Origin of the sequence: Cellulosimicrobium arenosum (assembly GCF_014837295.1) — a bacterium.
GTDB lineage: Bacteria > Actinomycetota > Actinomycetes > Actinomycetales > Cellulomonadaceae > Cellulosimicrobium > Cellulosimicrobium arenosum.
This window is the reverse complement of sequence record NZ_JACYHB010000001.1, coordinates 521,410-537,150: the sequence shown is the minus strand read 5'-3', so window position 1 is coordinate 537,150 and position 15,741 is coordinate 521,410. Positions and strand designations below refer to the sequence as shown.

17 protein-coding genes are annotated in these 15,741 nt (G+C 73.0%); 15 read left to right on the top strand and 2 right to left on the bottom strand.

Going from position 1 to position 15,741, the window contains the following annotated elements; translation table 11 throughout:
• Positions 1-87: 87 nt before the first annotated feature.
• From thrS to IF651_RS02445, 8 genes are all read left to right on the top strand, one after another.
• Positions 88-2,118: a threonine--tRNA ligase gene (thrS, locus tag IF651_RS02480; RefSeq protein ID WP_191827463.1), complete on the top strand. Its 2,031-nt coding sequence runs from the start codon at positions 88-90 to the stop codon at positions 2,116-2,118.
• Between the two features lie 7 nt (positions 2,119-2,125).
• Positions 2,126-2,731, top strand: coding sequence for an HIT family protein (locus tag IF651_RS02475; RefSeq protein WP_422110429.1), 606 nt, complete (start codon positions 2,126-2,128; stop codon positions 2,729-2,731).
• Positions 2,731-3,423, top strand: a complete 693-nt coding sequence (gene pgsA / locus IF651_RS02470) for a phosphatidylinositol phosphate synthase (protein ID WP_191827462.1) — start codon at positions 2,731-2,733, stop codon at positions 3,421-3,423. Before IF651_RS02475 ends, pgsA begins: the two co-directional genes overlap by 1 nt.
• A 2-nt stretch (positions 3,424-3,425) precedes the next feature.
• Complete coding sequence (locus IF651_RS02465; protein WP_191827461.1) at positions 3,426-4,418, top strand: phosphatidylinositol mannoside acyltransferase; 993 nt, start codon at positions 3,426-3,428, stop codon at positions 4,416-4,418.
• A 2-nt stretch (positions 4,419-4,420) separates the two neighbouring features.
• Positions 4,421-5,641 (top strand): glycosyltransferase family 4 protein, encoded by a 1,221-nt coding sequence (locus IF651_RS02460; RefSeq protein WP_191827600.1) that lies wholly within the window; start codon positions 4,421-4,423, stop codon positions 5,639-5,641.
• Positions 5,638-6,288 carry a hypothetical protein gene (locus IF651_RS02455; protein ID WP_191827460.1) on the top strand — a complete coding sequence of 217 codons (651 nt, stop codon included), beginning with the start codon at positions 5,638-5,640 and terminating at the stop codon, positions 6,286-6,288. Before IF651_RS02460 ends, IF651_RS02455 begins: the two co-directional genes overlap by 4 nt.
• Positions 6,289-6,465: 177 nt before the next feature.
• Positions 6,466-7,341 (top strand): pyridoxal 5'-phosphate synthase lyase subunit PdxS, encoded by an 876-nt coding sequence (pdxS, locus tag IF651_RS02450; RefSeq protein ID WP_191827599.1) that lies wholly within the window; start codon positions 6,466-6,468, stop codon positions 7,339-7,341.
• A 1-nt stretch (position 7,342) separates the two neighbouring features.
• Positions 7,343-7,906, top strand: coding sequence for an NUDIX domain-containing protein (locus IF651_RS02445; RefSeq protein ID WP_191827459.1), 564 nt, complete (start codon positions 7,343-7,345; stop codon positions 7,904-7,906).
• Positions 7,907-7,938: 32 nt separating this feature from the next.
• Here the strand turns inward: IF651_RS02445 and IF651_RS02440 are convergent, their stop codons facing one another.
• Positions 7,939-9,783, bottom strand: a complete 1,845-nt coding sequence (locus tag IF651_RS02440; RefSeq protein WP_191827458.1) for a chloride channel protein — start codon at positions 9,781-9,783, stop codon at positions 7,939-7,941.
• A gap of 59 nt (positions 9,784-9,842) precedes the next feature.
• On the opposite strand from IF651_RS02440, the gene IF651_RS02435 reads away from it, so the two are divergent.
• On the top strand, positions 9,843-10,343 hold the full coding sequence (locus tag IF651_RS02435) for a MarR family winged helix-turn-helix transcriptional regulator (protein ID WP_241743967.1): 501 nt from the start codon (positions 9,843-9,845) through the stop codon (positions 10,341-10,343).
• Positions 10,344-10,386: 43 nt separating this feature from the next.
• Here the strand turns inward: IF651_RS02435 and IF651_RS02430 are convergent, their stop codons facing one another.
• Entirely contained in the window at positions 10,387-11,016 is a 630-nt protein-coding gene (locus IF651_RS02430) for a hypothetical protein (protein ID WP_191827457.1), read from the bottom strand.
• Positions 11,017-11,071: 55 nt separating this feature from the next.
• Here IF651_RS02430 and pdxT point away from each other — a divergent pair, with 55 nt between their 5' ends.
• From pdxT to yajC, 6 genes are all read left to right on the top strand, one after another.
• The gene (gene pdxT, locus IF651_RS02425) at positions 11,072-11,710 is read left to right on the top strand and encodes a pyridoxal 5'-phosphate synthase glutaminase subunit PdxT (RefSeq protein ID WP_191827456.1); all 639 of its coding nucleotides are present in this window, start codon (positions 11,072-11,074) and stop codon (positions 11,708-11,710) included.
• Positions 11,711-11,716: 6 nt separating this feature from the next.
• A complete protein-coding gene (locus IF651_RS02420; RefSeq protein ID WP_191827455.1) occupies positions 11,717-12,478 on the top strand; it encodes a YebC/PmpR family DNA-binding transcriptional regulator in 762 nt (253 codons plus the stop codon).
• 212 nt (positions 12,479-12,690) lie between these two features.
• Positions 12,691-13,254 carry a crossover junction endodeoxyribonuclease RuvC gene (gene ruvC / locus IF651_RS02415; RefSeq protein WP_191827454.1) on the top strand — a complete coding sequence of 188 codons (564 nt, stop codon included), beginning with the start codon at positions 12,691-12,693 and terminating at the stop codon, positions 13,252-13,254.
• Between the two features lie 71 nt (positions 13,255-13,325).
• Positions 13,326-13,958, top strand: coding sequence for a Holliday junction branch migration protein RuvA (ruvA, locus tag IF651_RS02410; RefSeq protein WP_191827453.1), 633 nt, complete (start codon positions 13,326-13,328; stop codon positions 13,956-13,958).
• A gap of 84 nt (positions 13,959-14,042) precedes the next feature.
• Positions 14,043-15,053, top strand: coding sequence for a Holliday junction branch migration DNA helicase RuvB (gene ruvB, locus IF651_RS02405; protein ID WP_422110433.1), 1,011 nt, complete (start codon positions 14,043-14,045; stop codon positions 15,051-15,053).
• 165 nt (positions 15,054-15,218) lie between these two features.
• Positions 15,219-15,695 carry a preprotein translocase subunit YajC gene (gene yajC, locus IF651_RS02400; protein ID WP_191827452.1) on the top strand — a complete coding sequence of 159 codons (477 nt, stop codon included), beginning with the start codon at positions 15,219-15,221 and terminating at the stop codon, positions 15,693-15,695.
• Positions 15,696-15,741: the final 46 nt, after the last annotated feature.

Genomic DNA, 15,741 nt, shown 5'->3' with positions numbered 1-15,741 from the left:
GCGCGCCCGCGGCACCCGCCCCGGTCGGCCAGGACTGCAGATCGAGGGCGCCGTCACGGCGTCCCTCCCACCCGCGAGGAGCACCCTGTGTCGGACGTCGTCCAGCCGCCAGCCACCACCGTCCCCGAGTCCGGGACCGTCACGGTGGAGACGGCCACGACGGGCACCGAGCTGTTCGCCGGTCGCCGCGAGGTCGTCGTCGTGCGCGTGGACGGCGTGCTCAAGGACCTCGACACCGTGCTCGCGCCGGGGGACGTCGTCGAGCCGGTGACCATCGACTCCGCCGACGGGCTCGCCGTGCTGCGCCACTCGGCCGCGCACGTGCTCGCCCAGGCGGTGCAGCAGATCAACCCCGCGGCCAGGCTCGGGATCGGTCCGCCCATCACCGACGGCTTCTACTACGACTTCGACGTCGAGACGCCTTTCACGCCCGAGGACCTCAAGGCGCTCGACAAGGCGATGGCACGCATCATCAAGGAGGGGCAGACCTTCCGACGCCGCGTCGTCACCGAGGACGAGGCGCGCGCCGAGCTCGCGGACGAGCCCTACAAGCTCGAGCTCATCGGGCTCAAGGGACCTGGCGTCGCGGACGCCGCAGAGGGTGCGGCGGTAGAGGTCGGTGGCAGCGAGCTGACGATCTACGACAACGTGCGCGGCGCCGGTCGCGAGAGCGAGACCGTGGTGTGGAAAGACCTGTGCCGTGGTCCGCACCTGCCCACGACGCGACTGATCGGCAACGGTGTGCAGCTCATGCGCTCCGCCGCGGCGTACTGGCGCGGGTCGGAGAAGAACCCGCAGCTGCAGCGCGTCTACGGCACCGCGTGGCCCAGCAAGGACGAGCTCAGGTCCTACCTCGAGCGGCTCGCCGAGGCCGAGCGCCGCGACCACCGCCGGCTCGGCAACGAGCTCGACCTGTTCTCGTTCCCCGACGAGATCGGCTCCGGTCTCGCCGTCTTCCATCCCAAGGGCGCCACCGTGCGCATGGAGATGGAGGCGTACTCGCGCAAGCGGCACGTCGAGGCCGGGTACTCGTTCGTCAACAGCCCGCACATCACCAAGGCCAAGCTGTTCCAGGTCTCGGGTCACCTCGACTGGTACTCCGAGGGCATGTACCCCCCGATGCACCTCGACGAGGAGGTCGACGACGACGGCAACGTCAAGCGGGCGGGCCAGGACTACTACCTCAAGCCCATGAACTGCCCGATGCACAACCTCATCTTCGACGCGCGCGGCCGCTCCTACCGCGAGCTGCCGCTGCGTCTGTTCGAGTTCGGGACCGTCTACCGGTACGAGAAGTCCGGCGTCGTGCACGGGCTCACCCGCGCTCGCGGCTTCACCCAGGACGACGCGCACATCTACTGCACGCGCGAGCAGATGCGCGACGAGCTGACCTCGCTGCTGGGGTTCGTGCTCGACCTGCTCAAGGACTACGGGCTCGACGACTTCTACCTCGAGCTCTCCACGCGCGACCCGGAGAAGTCGGTCGGCGAGGACGCGGCGTGGGAGGAGGCGACCCGCACCCTCGAGGAGGTCGCCACGGCGTCGGGCCTCGACCTCGTGCCCGACCCGGGTGGCGCCGCGTTCTACGGACCGAAGATCTCGGTCCAGGCGAAGGACGCGATCGGTCGCACCTGGCAGATGTCGACGATCCAGCTCGACTTCAACCTGCCCGAGAAGTTCGACCTCGAGTACACGGCGGCCGACGGGTCGCGCCAACGCCCCGTCATGATCCACCGTGCGCTGTTCGGTTCGATCGAGCGGTTCTTCGCGGTGCTCCTCGAGCACTACGCGGGCGCGTTCCCGGCCTGGCTCGCCCCCGTCCAGGTCGTCGCGGTGCCGGTCGCGGAGCCGTTCAACGACTACCTCGCCGACGTCGTCGCGCAGCTCGCGGCCCAGGGCATCCGGGCCGAGGTGGACTACTCGGACGACCGGTTCGGCAAGAAGATCCGCAACGCGAGCACGCAGAAGGTGCCGTTCGTGCTCATCGCGGGCGGTGAGGACGCCGAGGCCGGCGCCGTGTCGTTCCGGTACCGCGACGGACGCCAGGACAACGGCGTGCCGGTCGCGGAGGCGATCGAACGCATCGTCGCGGCAGTCCGCGACCGCGTGCAGGTCTGACACGACGGTGCGCGACGAAGCCGCCACCAGCGCGTCCGACGGTCCGGCGCCCGACCCCACGGTCGAGGCGCCGGACGCCCACCCGCGCTTCGACGACGGGCTGGACCGTCTGTGGACCCCGCACCGCATGGTGTACATCGGCGGGAAGGACAAGCCGGCCGACGACACCACCGGCCAGTGCCCCTTCTGCCGTGCTCCGTCGATGTCGGACGAGGACGGTCTGATCGTCGCGCGCGGCGACACCGCGTACGTCGTGCTCAACCTCTACCCGTACAACCCGGGACATCTCATGGTCGTCCCGTACCGCCACGTGTCGGACTACACGGAGCTCAGCGAGACGGAGACGGTCGAGGTGGCGCACCTGACGCAGACCGCGATGCGCGTCGTGCGCGCGGTGTCGGGACCGGACGGGTTCAACCTCGGCATGAACCAGGGGACCGTCGCGGGCGCCGGCATCGCCGCGCACCTGCACCAGCACGTCGTCCCGCGCTGGTCCGGGGACGCGAACTTCCTGCCGATCGTCGCCCAGACCAAGGCCGTGCCGGAGCTCCTCGCGGACACCCGGTCGAAGCTCGCGGCCGCGTGGCCGCGGCCGGCGGAGGGGCACGCCTGATGTTCGGTCGCCTGCGAGCCCTGACGACGGCCCTGTTCACCCCGCTCGCCGCACTGCTCCTCCGGCTGGGCGTCAGCCCCGACGCGGTGACGATCACGGGCACGCTCGGGGTCGTCGTCGGCGCGCTGTGGCTCTTCCCGACGGGGCACCTGTTCGCCGGGACCATGGTCGTCATGGTCTTCGCGTTCTCCGACGTGCTCGACGGGGTGATGGCGCGCCGCGCGGGCCGGTCCGGGCCCTGGGGCGCGTTCCTGGACTCGACCCTCGACCGGATCGCCGACGCGGCGGTCTTCGTCGGCCTCACCCTGTGGTTCGTCCACGCCGACGACCCGCGGCTGACCGGCGGCACGGCGGCGTGGGGGACCGGTGCCGCGCTCGCCTGCCTCGCTCTCGGCGCGGTCGTGCCCTACGCGAGGGCGCGGGCGGAGAGCGTCGGGATGACGGCGAACGTGGGCATCGCCGAGCGCGCCGACCGGCTCGTGGTGGCGCTGGTCGCCGCCGGGCTCGTCGGCCTCGGGGTCGTCCCCGTCGTCCTCGTCGTCGTGCTCACCCTGCTCGCCGTCGCGAGCGCCGTCACGGTCGTGCAGCGGATGGCGGTCGTGCGGCGTCAGGCGCTGGCGCAGCTACCGGGACCCGGAGCACCCGGGGGCGACCCGGGCGGCTCCTCCGACACGACGGAAGGGACACGCTGAGGATGGGGCTCGACACCGGCAAGGCGTTCACGTTCGCGTGGCGCAACGCGCGCAGGGTGCCCGACCCGCTGCTGCGCGGGCTGTTCACCGCGGTCGCGGACGTGGCGTGGCTCGTGCACGGTGGCGGCGTCCGCCAGCTCGAGGCGAACCTCGCCCGGGTACGACCCGGGCTACGACCACGGGAGCTGCGCAGGCTCTCGCGCGCAGGGATGCGCTCGTACATGCGCTACTACCGCGAGGCGTTCACGCTCCCGGCCGCGACGCCCGAGCAGATCGCGGCCCGGGTACGCGTGGAGGGCGAGGCGGACCTCCGCGAGCACCTCCGCGGCGGCCGCAGCCCCGTCCTCGCGCTGTCCCACCAGGGCAACTGGGACCTCGCGGGCGCGTACGCGACGCGCCACCTCGCACCCGTCCTGACCGTCGCCGAACGGCTCGAGCCGGAAGAGCTCTTCCAGGAGTTCCTCGCGTTCCGGACCTCGATCGGGCTCGAGATCCTCGCCCTCGGCGACGGCGACGTGTTCCGCGACCTCGTGCGCGGGGCGAGCCGTCCGGGGAGGATGATCCCGCTCCTCGCCGACCGTGACCTCACCGCGCGCGGCGTCGAGGTCGACCTCTTCGGCACGCGCGCCCGCGTCGCCGCGGGCCCGGCGGCGCTCGCCGTGAGCACGGGGACGCCGCTCCTGCCCGTGGGGATCCACTACGAACGGCTGCGCGGTGCCCGACGCCGCGCCGCCGGCACGACCTGGGGCATCGTCATCCGGTTCTTCCCCCGGATCGAGATCCCCGCGGGGGTCACGCGGTCCGAGCGGGTCGCCGCCGCGACCCAGGGCTGGGTCGAGGTGCTGAGCGGAGCGATCCGCGAGCACCCCGAGGACTGGCACATGCTGCAGAAGGTCTTCGTCGAGGATCTCGATCCGGCCCGCTACGCCCGCACGCGCTCGGTCGCCGGCGAGGCCGCGAGAGCGACGCCCGACCACCCGGAGCCGGTCGCATGAGCCTGCGGGTCGGTATCGTCTGCCCCTACTCGTTCGACGCGCCCGGCGGTGTCCAGTTCCACGTGCGCGACCTCGCGGAGGCGCTCCTCGCCCAGGGCCACCACGTGTCGGTCCTGGCACCCGCGGACGACGACACCCCGGTCCCGGACTACTTCGTGTCCGCCGGGAGCGCGGTCCCCGTGCGCTACAACGGCTCCGTCGCCCGGGTCGCGTTCGGCCCGCGGATCGCCGGGCGGGTCCGGCGCTGGCTCGAGGCCGGCCGCTTCGACGTGCTGCACCTGCACGAGGCCGTGAACCCGTCGGTGTCGATGGTGGCGCTGTGGATCGCGCAGGGCCCGATCGTCGCGACGTTCCACACCTCGATCGTGCGCTCGCGCGCGCTGCAGGTCGCCTACCCGCTCGTGCGCCAGTCGCTGGAGAAGATCGGTGCGCGGATCGCGGTCTCCGAGGACGCGCGCCGCACGCTCGTCGAGCACATGGGCGGGGACGCGGTCGTCATCCCGAACGGCGTCTACGTCGACACGTTCGCCGGGGCTGCGCCGGACGCGCGCTGGCAGGGCAGCGCCGAGGCGCCGACCATCGCGTTCCTCGGCCGTCTCGACGAGCCGCGCAAGGGCCTGCCCGTGCTCACCGCCGCGATCCCGCGCATCCTCGAGCAGGTCCCCGGCGCGCGGTTCCTCGTGGCCGGGCGCGGCGACGACGGCCGGGAGGAGGCGATCGCCGCCCTCGGCGAGCACGCTGCCTCGGTCGAGTTCCTCGGCGGGGTGAGCGACGAGGAGAAGGCGAGCCTGCTCGCCTCGGTGGACCTGTACGTGGCGCCCCAGACCGGGGGCGAGAGCTTCGGCATCGTGCTCGTCGAGGCGATGAGCGCGGGCGCGTGCGTCGTCGCGAGCGACCTGGGTGCGTTCCGGCGGGTCGTCGACGACGGTGCGGCCGGTGCGCTCTTCCCGGTCGGCGACGGCGCTGCGCTGGCGCGCACCGTCCTGGACCTGCTGGCCGACCGCGCGCGCCGCGACGAGTACCGAGCCCGTGCCGCCGAGTTCGTGCGCCGCTTCGACTGGTCCTCGGTGACCGCGGAGATCCTCGCCGTCTACGAGACGGTGCTGGCGGCGTCGGAGGCGGTCATCCCGGTCCACGAGGACCCGCGGGCGAACCGGGGACGCCGGCTCGGCCGCGTGCGTGTCCCGCGGGGCGCGGGTGCCGACGAGGACGTCCGCGCATGAGCTGGTCGGAGATCGCGATCGTCGTCGTCGCTGTCCTGGCCGTGGCCGGCTGGGCGCTGTGGGTCGCCGCCTCGCGCCTGGACCGGCTGCACCGCAAGGTGATGGCTTCACGCCTCGCGCTCGACGCGCAGCTCGTCCGGCGTGCCTCCGCCGCCGTCGACCTCGCGGCCTGCGGGGAGCTCGACCCTGCGAGCTCGGTGCTCCTCGCCGAGGCTGCGCACGCCGTGCTCGACGACGACGCCGACGCGCGCCGGCTCGCGCAGAGCGTCCCCGGCCTCGTCGACCCGAAGGGCCGACCTGCGCGTCTGCTCCTCGGCGGGATGGCGCCGTCGCGTGCCCTCGCCGAGTCGGACCTGTCCGCGACCCTGCGTTCGGCCCTCGAGGATCCCGACGACGTCGCGGACCTGCGCGGCACCGACTCCGGCGACGAGCTCCTGGCCAACCTCGCCTCGGCGTGGTACCGCGGCCAGCTCGCCCGCAGGTTCCACAACGAGGCTGTCGCCCAGGCGCAGTGGGTGCGGCACAAGTGGTGGGTGCGGCTGTCGCGGCTCGCCGGCCACGCGCCCATGCCGACGACCGTCGAGATCGACGACGCCTGGCCGCCCGGGCTCGGGAGGCCTGCCGAGCTCGCGGCCGGGCAGGCCTGACCGACCTCCGCCCGGTAGTCCTCGCGGCACTAGGATGAGATGCGGCGCGCACGGTCGTGCGCGCTCCTGATCCGAGAGTGCGAGGTACCGGTGACCAACGTGTCCGACCAGAACGTCCCTGCCGAGAACGCCACCGCGGGCACCCCGACGACGTCGGAGCGTGCCGACCGCGCGGCCGTGGGCACCGCGAAGGTCAAGCGCGGCATGGCCGAGATGCTCAAGGGCGGCGTCATCATGGACGTGGTCACGGCGGACCAGGCCAAGATCGCCGAGGACGCCGGCGCCGTCGCGGTGATGGCGCTCGAGCGAGTCCCGGCGGACATCCGCGCCCAGGGCGGCGTCTCGCGCATGTCCGACCCCGACATGATCGACGGCATCATCGAGGCGGTGTCCATCCCGGTGATGGCGAAGGCTCGCATCGGTCACTTCGTCGAGGCCCAGGTGCTGCAGTCCCTCGGGGTGGACTACGTCGACGAGTCCGAGGTCCTGACGCCGGCCGACTACGCGAACCACATCGACAAGTGGCAGTTCACCGTGCCGTTCGTGTGCGGGGCGACCAACCTCGGCGAGGCTCTGCGTCGGATCACCGAGGGCGCCGCGATGATCCGGTCCAAGGGCGAGGCGGGCACGGGCGACGTCTCCAACGCGACGACGCACATGCGCACGATCCGCGGCGAGATCCGCAGGCTCACCTCGCTCCCCGAGGACGAGCTGTTCGTCGCGGCGAAGGAGCTCCAGGCGCCGTACGAGCTCGTCAAGGAGGTCGCCGCGGCCGGCCGGCTCCCCGTCGTGATGTTCACGGCCGGCGGCATCGCGACACCGGCCGACGCGGCGATGATGATGCAGCTCGGCGCGGAGGGCGTGTTCGTGGGTTCCGGCATCTTCAAGTCGGGGAACCCGGCGCAGCGGGCCGCGGCGATCGTCAAGGCGACGACGTTCTACGACGACCCGGACGTGCTCGCGAAGGTCTCGCGCGGGCTGGGCGAGGCGATGGTCGGCATCAACGTCGACGACATCCCCGTCCCGCACCGGCTCGCCGAGCGCGGCTGGTGAGGTGAGCGACCGGACGTCCGCGCCGTCGTCCCTGGGCCCCGACTGGGTGCCCGGGGGCGACGGTCTGTACTTCCGGCGCGGCGCGCGCGTCCTGCTGCTCGACGACGCGGACCGGCTCCTGCTCGTGCGCGGGCACGACGTGGACCAGCCCGAGCGCACCTGGTGGTTCACGGTGGGTGGCGGGATCGAGGCGGGGGAGTCCGACGTGGCGGCGGCGCTGCGCGAGCTGGCCGAGGAGACGGGCATCGCTCTCGCTCCCGCGGACCTCGTGGGACCCGTCCTCACCCGCAGCGCCGTCTTCGACTTCTTCCGGCAGTCCTGCCGTCAGGACGAGGTGTTCTTCCTCGCCCGGCTCCACGGCACGCACGGCGGCGAGCAGGGGCTGAGTCGTGCGGGCTGGACCGACGTCGAGCACGAGGTCGTCGACGAGATGCGGTGGTGGTCCCTCGACGCGTTGCGCGAGGTGCAGATCGAGGTGTTCCCCGCCGGGCTCCCCGAGCTCGTGGAGCCGCTGCTCGGCGGGTGGGACGGTGTCGTGCGGTCGCTGGGCGAGGCGCGAGAGTGAGGGTTCACGGATCCCTGCCGCCGCCGGACGACTCAGTCTCGCGACGTGGCCGGGGCGAGGCGTGGCGTCGCGGTCGTCCCGGTCGACGCGGCGTGCCCGGCTGACGGGCCGGGCCCGGGAGGAGCGGCGAGCGCCGCCAGCACGGTGCGATGGGTGAGCCACCCGACGAGGTGGTCCTCGTCGTCGACGACCGCGCCGCCGTCGTCGTCCGGATGCCGGCGCAGGGCGTCCAGACCCTCGCGCAGGGTCGCGCCGCGCGAGACGCGCGCGACGTCGTCGAGAACCGTCGCGACCGTCGCGCGGTCCACCTCGTCGTCGAGCTCCAGCTCCTGCGCCGCGAGATCCGCACGGAGCTGGCCGAGCAGGCGCCCGTCGCGGCCGACGACGGGCAGCGCCGACCGTCCGCCCGCGAGGAGGGTGCGGACGGCCGCGGCGAGGTCGTCGTCGGGGCCCACCGGTGCGGGGGCCGGTCGCATGACGTCCGAGACCCGCACGTCGCCGAGGACCCGGTCCGCGGGGTGCTGGTCGAGCGCGATCCCGCGGCGGTGCAGCTTGAGCGTGTAGACGGTGTCGACCGAGAGCAGCCGGCTGGTTCCGGTCGCCAGCACCACGGCGAGCATGAGGGGCAGGATGATCGTGTACTCGCCGGTGAGCTCGAACAGCATGACGACGGCCGTGATGGGTGCCCGTGCCGTCCCCGCGAACACCGCGCCCATCCCGACGACGGCGAACGCCCCGGGAGACGGGACGAGCCCGGGAGCGACGAGCTGGGCGGCCTGGCCCACCGCGGCACCGAGCATCGCTCCGATGAAGAGCGACGGGGCGAACACCCCGCCGGAGCCGCCGATGCCGAGCGTGAGGCTCGTCGCGACGACCTTGCCGGCAAGGAGCAGCACGAGCATCCCGACGACGAAGGACCCGTGCATGGCCCCGGACAGCACCGGGTAGCCGACCCCGTAGAGCTGCGGCAGCGCCAGGAGCAGCAGCCCGAGCAGCAGGCCCCCGACTGCGGGCCGTGCCCACTCGGGGCCGCGCCAGATCGCGTCGCACAGGTCCTCGAACCAGTACAGGATCCGCACGAACCCGATGCCGACGACACCGGCCAGCACGCCGAGCACGGCGAACAGCAGATACGTCAGGGGGTCGTCGACCGTGAAGGCCGGCAGGTCGAGGAACGACTCGTCGCCGATGATCGCGCGAGCGACCACGGACGCGGTGACCGACGAGAGGACGACGAGACCGAACGCGCGGGCGGAGAAGTCGCGCAGGATGAGCTCGAGCGCGAACAGCACTCCGGCGACCGGCGCGTTGAAGGTCGCGGCGATGCCCGCCGCGCCACCCGCGGCGACCAGGGTGCGGAGCCGGTCGGCCGGCATGCGGGCGAGCTGTCCGACCGAGGAGCCGAGGGCGGAGCCGATCTGCACGATCGGCCCCTCGCGCCCGACGCTCCCGCCGGAACCGATGCACACCGCGGAGGCGAACGCCTTGACGGCAGCGACCCGCGGACGGATCCGCCCGCCGTGGTGCGCGACGGCGAGCATGACCTCCGGGACGCCGTGCCCTCGCGCCTCGCGGGCCCAGCGGTAGACGACGGGGCCGTAGACCAGGCCGCCGACGGCGGGGACCAGGACGATGAACCACGGGCCGAGCCACGGGACGCCCGCATGGCCGGGATGGGTACCGATGCCGGTGGCCGCGAGATCCGTCGTGCCCGTGAAGAGCAGGGTGGCGTGGGTGATGAGCCAGCGGAAGCCGACGGCGCACACGCCCGTCACTGCCCCGACGACGACCGAGAGCACCACCGCGGCGCCGGTGCCCGTGCGCGCGTCGTCGAGCAGGTGGTCCCGGGCGCGACGCAGCGCGAGGAGTGTAGGCATACAACGAGTGTAGGGGTGCAGCGGCAGTGACCGTGCCTCCGGATGGATAGGCTGGGGGCATGGACGAGGACGTGCGCGCCACCCGGTCGCCGTGCGACGCGCAGCCCGACGAGGTGTCCGCCACGACCGTGCTGCACGCCTCCCGCGGGCTGCTCGGGGTCATCGCGCGGTCCGTCGCCGAGGCGCTCGACGAGGTGTCGCTGCCCCAGCTGAGGGTGCTCGTCCTCCTGTGCTCCGCCGGACCGCTGCGCCAGGGCGCGGTCGCCGAGCACCTGGGGGTGCACCCGTCCACGTTCTCGCGCAACGCGGAGCGGCTCGTCGCCGGAGGATGGGTTCGCCGCGCGGACGACCCGCAACGCAGGCACGGGGTCCGCCTCGAGGTCACCGAGCAGGGGCGCGCGCTCGTCGAGCGGGTCAGCGCGCGGCGACGCGACGCGATCGCCGAGGTGCTGGCGCGCGTGCCGCAGGAGCGGCGTCGGGCCATGGCCGACATGTTCGAGGAGTTCAGCCTCGCCGCGGGCGAGCCCGACCCGAGGGACATGCAGACCCTGGCCCTGTGAGCTCGCTGCCGGGTCGCGGCCCGAGCCGTCGGGCGACGACAGGTCAGCGGCGCCCGACGACGCGCCAGACGATGCCCCCGAGGAGCAGCCCGAAGCCGACCATGCCACCGCCGACCGCCACGAACCACAGCAGGATCGTCCCGCCGATCGTCGCGAAGAAGCTCCCGAACCGCCAGCCCTCGGTCACCACGAAGCTCCCGGATCCCGACGCCGTCGGAGCGGCGACCGAGACGCTGCACGTGCCGTCGTCCGGCGCCGTCACCTGCGCGACCGTCGTGGCCGAGTAGGTGCCCGCACCCGACGACCCGGAGACCGCGGCAGCAGAGACGGCGACCTCGACGCCGTCGCACGCGACCGTGACGTCCTCCCGGTCGAACGCCGCACCGCCCGGGCTCGTCACGGACCAGACCGCGTACGGCTCGCCGCCGGTGACCTCGACCTCGACCTCGCCGGGCACCGGCCCGGCGGCGAGCGCCTCGGAACCGGGTGCGCCGTCGCCGTCGATCACGCCCGTGGGGAGCGCGCGCCAGAAGAGCGTGCCGGCGACCACCCCTGCGGCAAGGGCGACGACGAGCAGGGCCGCGCCCACCCAGATCAGCACGGTCGCACCCCGGGGTGCGCGTCGCGGGCCGGCCGCGGGCTCGGGACGGTAGGGATCGGCGGGTCGAGCCACGTCCGCGAGGCTAGCAAGAAGGGGCCTCCGAGAGTCGCACGTATGATCTCCCCTCGTGACGACCACGATCGGAGTCCTCGCGCTGCAGGGAGACGTGCGCGAGCACCGCGCCGCGCTCGAGTCGGCCGGCGCCCGGACCACGGCGGTACGACGCCCCGAGGAGCTCGCCGCGCTCGACGGTCTCGTGCTGCCGGGCGGGGAGTCCACGACCATCGACAAGCTGCTGCACGTCTTCGAGCTCGCCGCGCCGCTGCGTGACCGGATCGCCGCGGGCCTGCCCGTGTACGGGTCGTGCGCGGGGATGATCCTGCTCGCCGACCGGATCCTGGACGGGACCGCCGACCAGCGGACCCTCGGGGGCCTCGACGTGACGGTCCGCCGCAACGCGTTCGGACGTCAGGTCGACTCGTTCGAGACCGACCTCGCGTTCGACGGGATCCGGTCGGCGCCGACGCCCCACGCGGTCCCGTCCGTGCACGCCGTCTTCATCCGGGCGCCCTGGGTCGAGGACACGGGACCGCAGGTCCGCGTGCTGGCCCGGATACCCGCGGCGGGCACACCGGGGATACCGGAAGCGGCCGCCGGTAGGATCGTCGCAGTCCAGCAGGGATCGCTGCTCGCCACCTCGTTCCACCCGGAGATCTCCGGGGACGCGCGGGTGCACGAGCTGTTCGTCAAGATCGCGAAGGGGTAAGAACGCATGTCAGGGCACTCCAAGTGGGCCACGACCAAGCACAAGAAGGCGGCCATCGACGCCAAGCGTGGCAAGCTCTTCGCAAAGCTGATCAAGAACATCGAGGTCGCCGCGCGGACCGGTGGCGGTGACCTCGCGGGGAACCCGACGCTCTTCGACGCCGTGCAGAAGGCCAAGAAGTCGTCCGTCCCCAACGACAACATCGATCGCGCGGTCAAGCGCGGCTCCGGCGAGGGCGCGGACGCCGTCGACTACCAGACGATCATGTACGAGGGCTACGGCACCAACGGTATCGCCGTGCTCGTCGAGTGCCTCACCGACAACAAGAACCGGGCGGCGGCGGAGGTGCGGACCGCGTTCACGCGCAACGGCGGCAACCTCGCGGACCCGGGCTCCGTGTCCTACCTGTTCTCCCGCAAGGGACTCGTCGTCGTGCCCAAGGCCGACGGCGTGACCGAGGACGACGTCATGCTCGCGGCGCTCGACGCGGGGGCGGAGGACGTCACCGACCAGGGCGAGGTCGTCGAGGTCCTGTGCGAGGCGACGGACCTCGTCGCCGTGCGCACCGCGATCCAGGAGGCGGGCATCGAGTACGACTCCGCCGACTCGATCTGGCACCCGTCCCTGCAGGTCGAGGTCGACGCCGACGGCGCCCGCAAGATCCTGCGCCTCATCGACGCGCTCGAGGACAGCGACGACGTGCAGAACGTCTACGCGAACTTCGACGCGTCGGACGAGGTCATGGCGGAGCTCGAGAACGACGAGTAGCTGGTCGCCTGAGGCTGTCGGTCGGCAGTCGCCGGGGCGTGGAGCGGGACGAGCCGGTGCGCGGTCTTCCATCCGCGCCGCTCGTTCCTCGCGGCGCTCCCGCCAGGCCCACCACGACCGCGCACCGGCTCGTCCCGCTCCACTCGGTCGGGCGCGTGTCCTTGCCGCGTGGCGTGGAAGCTCTCTCGTTCCTCGCGTGAAATGGTGAGGGTGTGCGCGTGCTCGGAGTGGACCCTGGACTGACCCGGTGCGGTGTGGGGGTCGTCGACTCGCTGCCGGGGCGTCGTGCGGAGATGGTGGCCGTGGGCGTGCTCCGGACGGAGCCGGAGGTCAGCGTGGACCTGCGGCTGCTGCGGATCTCCGAGCGGCTCGACGCGTGGCTCGACGAGCACGTGCCCGACGTCGTCGCGGTCGAGCGCGTGTTCGCCCAGCACAACGTGGGGACCGTCATGGGGACCGCCCAGGTCGCGGGGCTCGCGATGGTCGCGGCCGCACGGCGGGGCGTCCCTGTCGCGCTGCACACGCCGAGCGAGGTCAAGGCCGCGGTGACCGGGAGCGGTCGCGCGGGCAAGGAGCAGGTGCAGCGCATGGTCACGAGCATCCTGCGGCTCGCCGAGGCACCGCGGCCCGCGGACGCCGCCGACGCGCTGGCGCTGGCGATCTGCCACCTGTGGCGTCCCTCCGGCGCGCTGCAGGGCGGGGAGCGTCACGAGCTGACGCCGGCCCAGCGTGCGTGGGCAGCGGCCGAGGCCACGGCGCGCCGCGGTCGCGGGTAGGACGTGTCGGGTCCCGTGGCTAGAGTGGGTCGTCGTACACCTGTTCGCACCCGTCGATCGGAGAGCACCGCGTGATCGCATCGCTGAGCGGGACCGTGACGAGCGTCCAGCTCGACCGCGCCGTCCTCGACGTCGCCGGGGTCGGGTACCTCGTCCACGCCACCCCCGCGACGTTGTCGACGCTGCACGTGGGGGAGACGGCCCGGGTGGCGACCACCCTCGTCGTGCGCGAGGACGCGATGACGCTCTTCGGGTTCGTCGACGACGACGAGCGCGCGGTCTTCGAGCGCGTCCAGACGGTGAGCGGGGTCGGCCCGCGGCTCGCACTGGCCATGCTGGCCGTGCACACCCCTGACGCCCTGCGCCGTGCCGTGGCGGGCGAGGACATCGCGGCCTTGATGCGGGTACCGGGGATCGGGCGCAAGGGTGCGCAGCGCATCGCTCTCGAGCTCGGTGACAAGCTGGGGGTGCCGGCGGGTGCGCCTGCGGCGGCCGACGGCAACGGCCGAGGGGACGCTCCGGCCGCCGAGGACCGGAGCGAGCAGGTCGTCGAGGCCCTCGTCGGGCTCGGCTGGAACCCGAAGGCGGCGCAGGACGCGCTCGCCACGGTCCTGCGGGAGGCGGGGGTCGACTCCGTCGAGACGAGCGAGGTCGCGGGTGCGCTGCGCGCGGCGCTGCGTGTCCTCGGCGGACCCAGGAGCTGACGCGTGGGTGACTTCGACCGGGTCGGGATCGACGGCGGTGCCGCGGACGGCACGGACTTCTCCGCCGAGTTCGCCTCCGAGCGCATCGTGGCGGCGGGTGCGGACGAGCTCGAGCGGGCCGCCGAGGCCGCGCTGCGACCGCGGCGGCTCGACGAGTTCGTCGGGCAGTCGGTGGTGCGCGACCAGCTGTCGCTGGTCCTGCAGGCGGCGCTCGCGCGCGGCAACGCCCCGGAGCACGTCCTGCTGTCCGGCCCGCCCGGACTGGGGAAGACGACGCTCGCGATGATCATCGCGAGCGAGCTCGGCGCGTCGCTGCGCGTCACCTCCGGTCCGGCGATCCAGCACGCGGGTGACCTCGCTGCCGTCCTGTCGTCGCTCGAGGAGGGCGAGGTCTTGTTCATCGACGAGATCCACCGCCTGGCCCGGCCCGCGGAAGAGCTGCTCTACATGGCGATGGAGGACTTCCGGGTCGACGTCGTGGTGGGCAAGGGCGCGGGCGCGAGCGCCATCCCGCTCAGCCTCCCGCCCTTCACCGCCGTCGGTGCGACGACCCGTGCCGGGCTGCTGCCCGCGCCGCTGCGCGACCGGTTCGGCTTCACCGGGCACCTCGACTTCTACTCGGCGGACGAGCTGGAGCGTGTCCTGGTGCGCTCCGCCGGGCTCCTCGGGGTCGTGCTCGATCCCGACGCGGCGAGCGAGATCGCCGGACGGTCGCGTGGCACGCCACGCATCGCGAACCGGCTCCTGCGCCGTGTGCGGGACTGGGCACAGGTGCGCGGCGACGGCGGCCTCGACCTGCGCGCTGCCAGGGCCGCGCTCGAGGTCTACGAGGTCGACCCGATCGGGCTGGACCGGCTCGACCGGGCGGTCCTCACGGCGCTCTGCACGAGGTTCGCCGGAGGGCCGGTGGGGCTGGCCACGCTGGCCGTCACCGTGGGCGAGGAGTCCGAGACGGTCGAGACGGTGGCCGAACCGTACCTCGTGCGCGAGGGGCTGCTCGGGCGGACGCCGCGCGGCCGCGTCGCGACCCCCGCGGCATGGGCGCACCTCGGGCTCACCCCGCCCCGGGCGGAAGGCACGTTGTTCGACGGTTGAGAGGCGCTCCGTGGTCCCCGTCACAGAGCACCGCCGACAGGCCCTAGACTGGTGCAAATCCGAGCGGGCGGAACTCCGCGGCGAGATGGCTCGTTGGTGAACCGTGCGCGCACCCCTAGACTGCCGCGCAGATCCCGCACAGAACAGGACACGTGAGACCTCGTCATGGACTTCAGCTTCATCCTCATCCTCGTGCTCGCCGCCGGCGCGATGTTCCTCATGACCAACCGCACCCGCAAGCAGCAGCGTGAGGCGCAGAACTTCCGCTCGCTCCTCGCGCCGGGCCAGGAGGTCATGACCGGGTCCGGCATGTTCGGCACCATCGTCGAGGTCGACGAGGAGGCGGACATCATCACGATCGAGTCCACGCCCGGTGTCCAGTCGCGGTGGTTGCGGGCCGCGATCGCCAAGCGCGTCGACGAGCCCGTCGAGGAGACCGAGGAGGGTGACCTCGAAGCCACGGGCGACGAGGCCACGACCTCCGCCTACGGGTCCGCGGCGAGCATCTCCTCCGGCACCTCGGACGGTGCCGAGGACGTCGTGGTCCCCGACGACCTGTCCGGCCTGAGCGACGACGCCGGGAAGGGCGACGAGCGCGACGGGAGCGGTCGACGGGACGAGGGCACCGACAGCACGAAGTGACCATCCGTCGGCCGCACGAGGTCGACGACTGACGCGGACAGCAAGG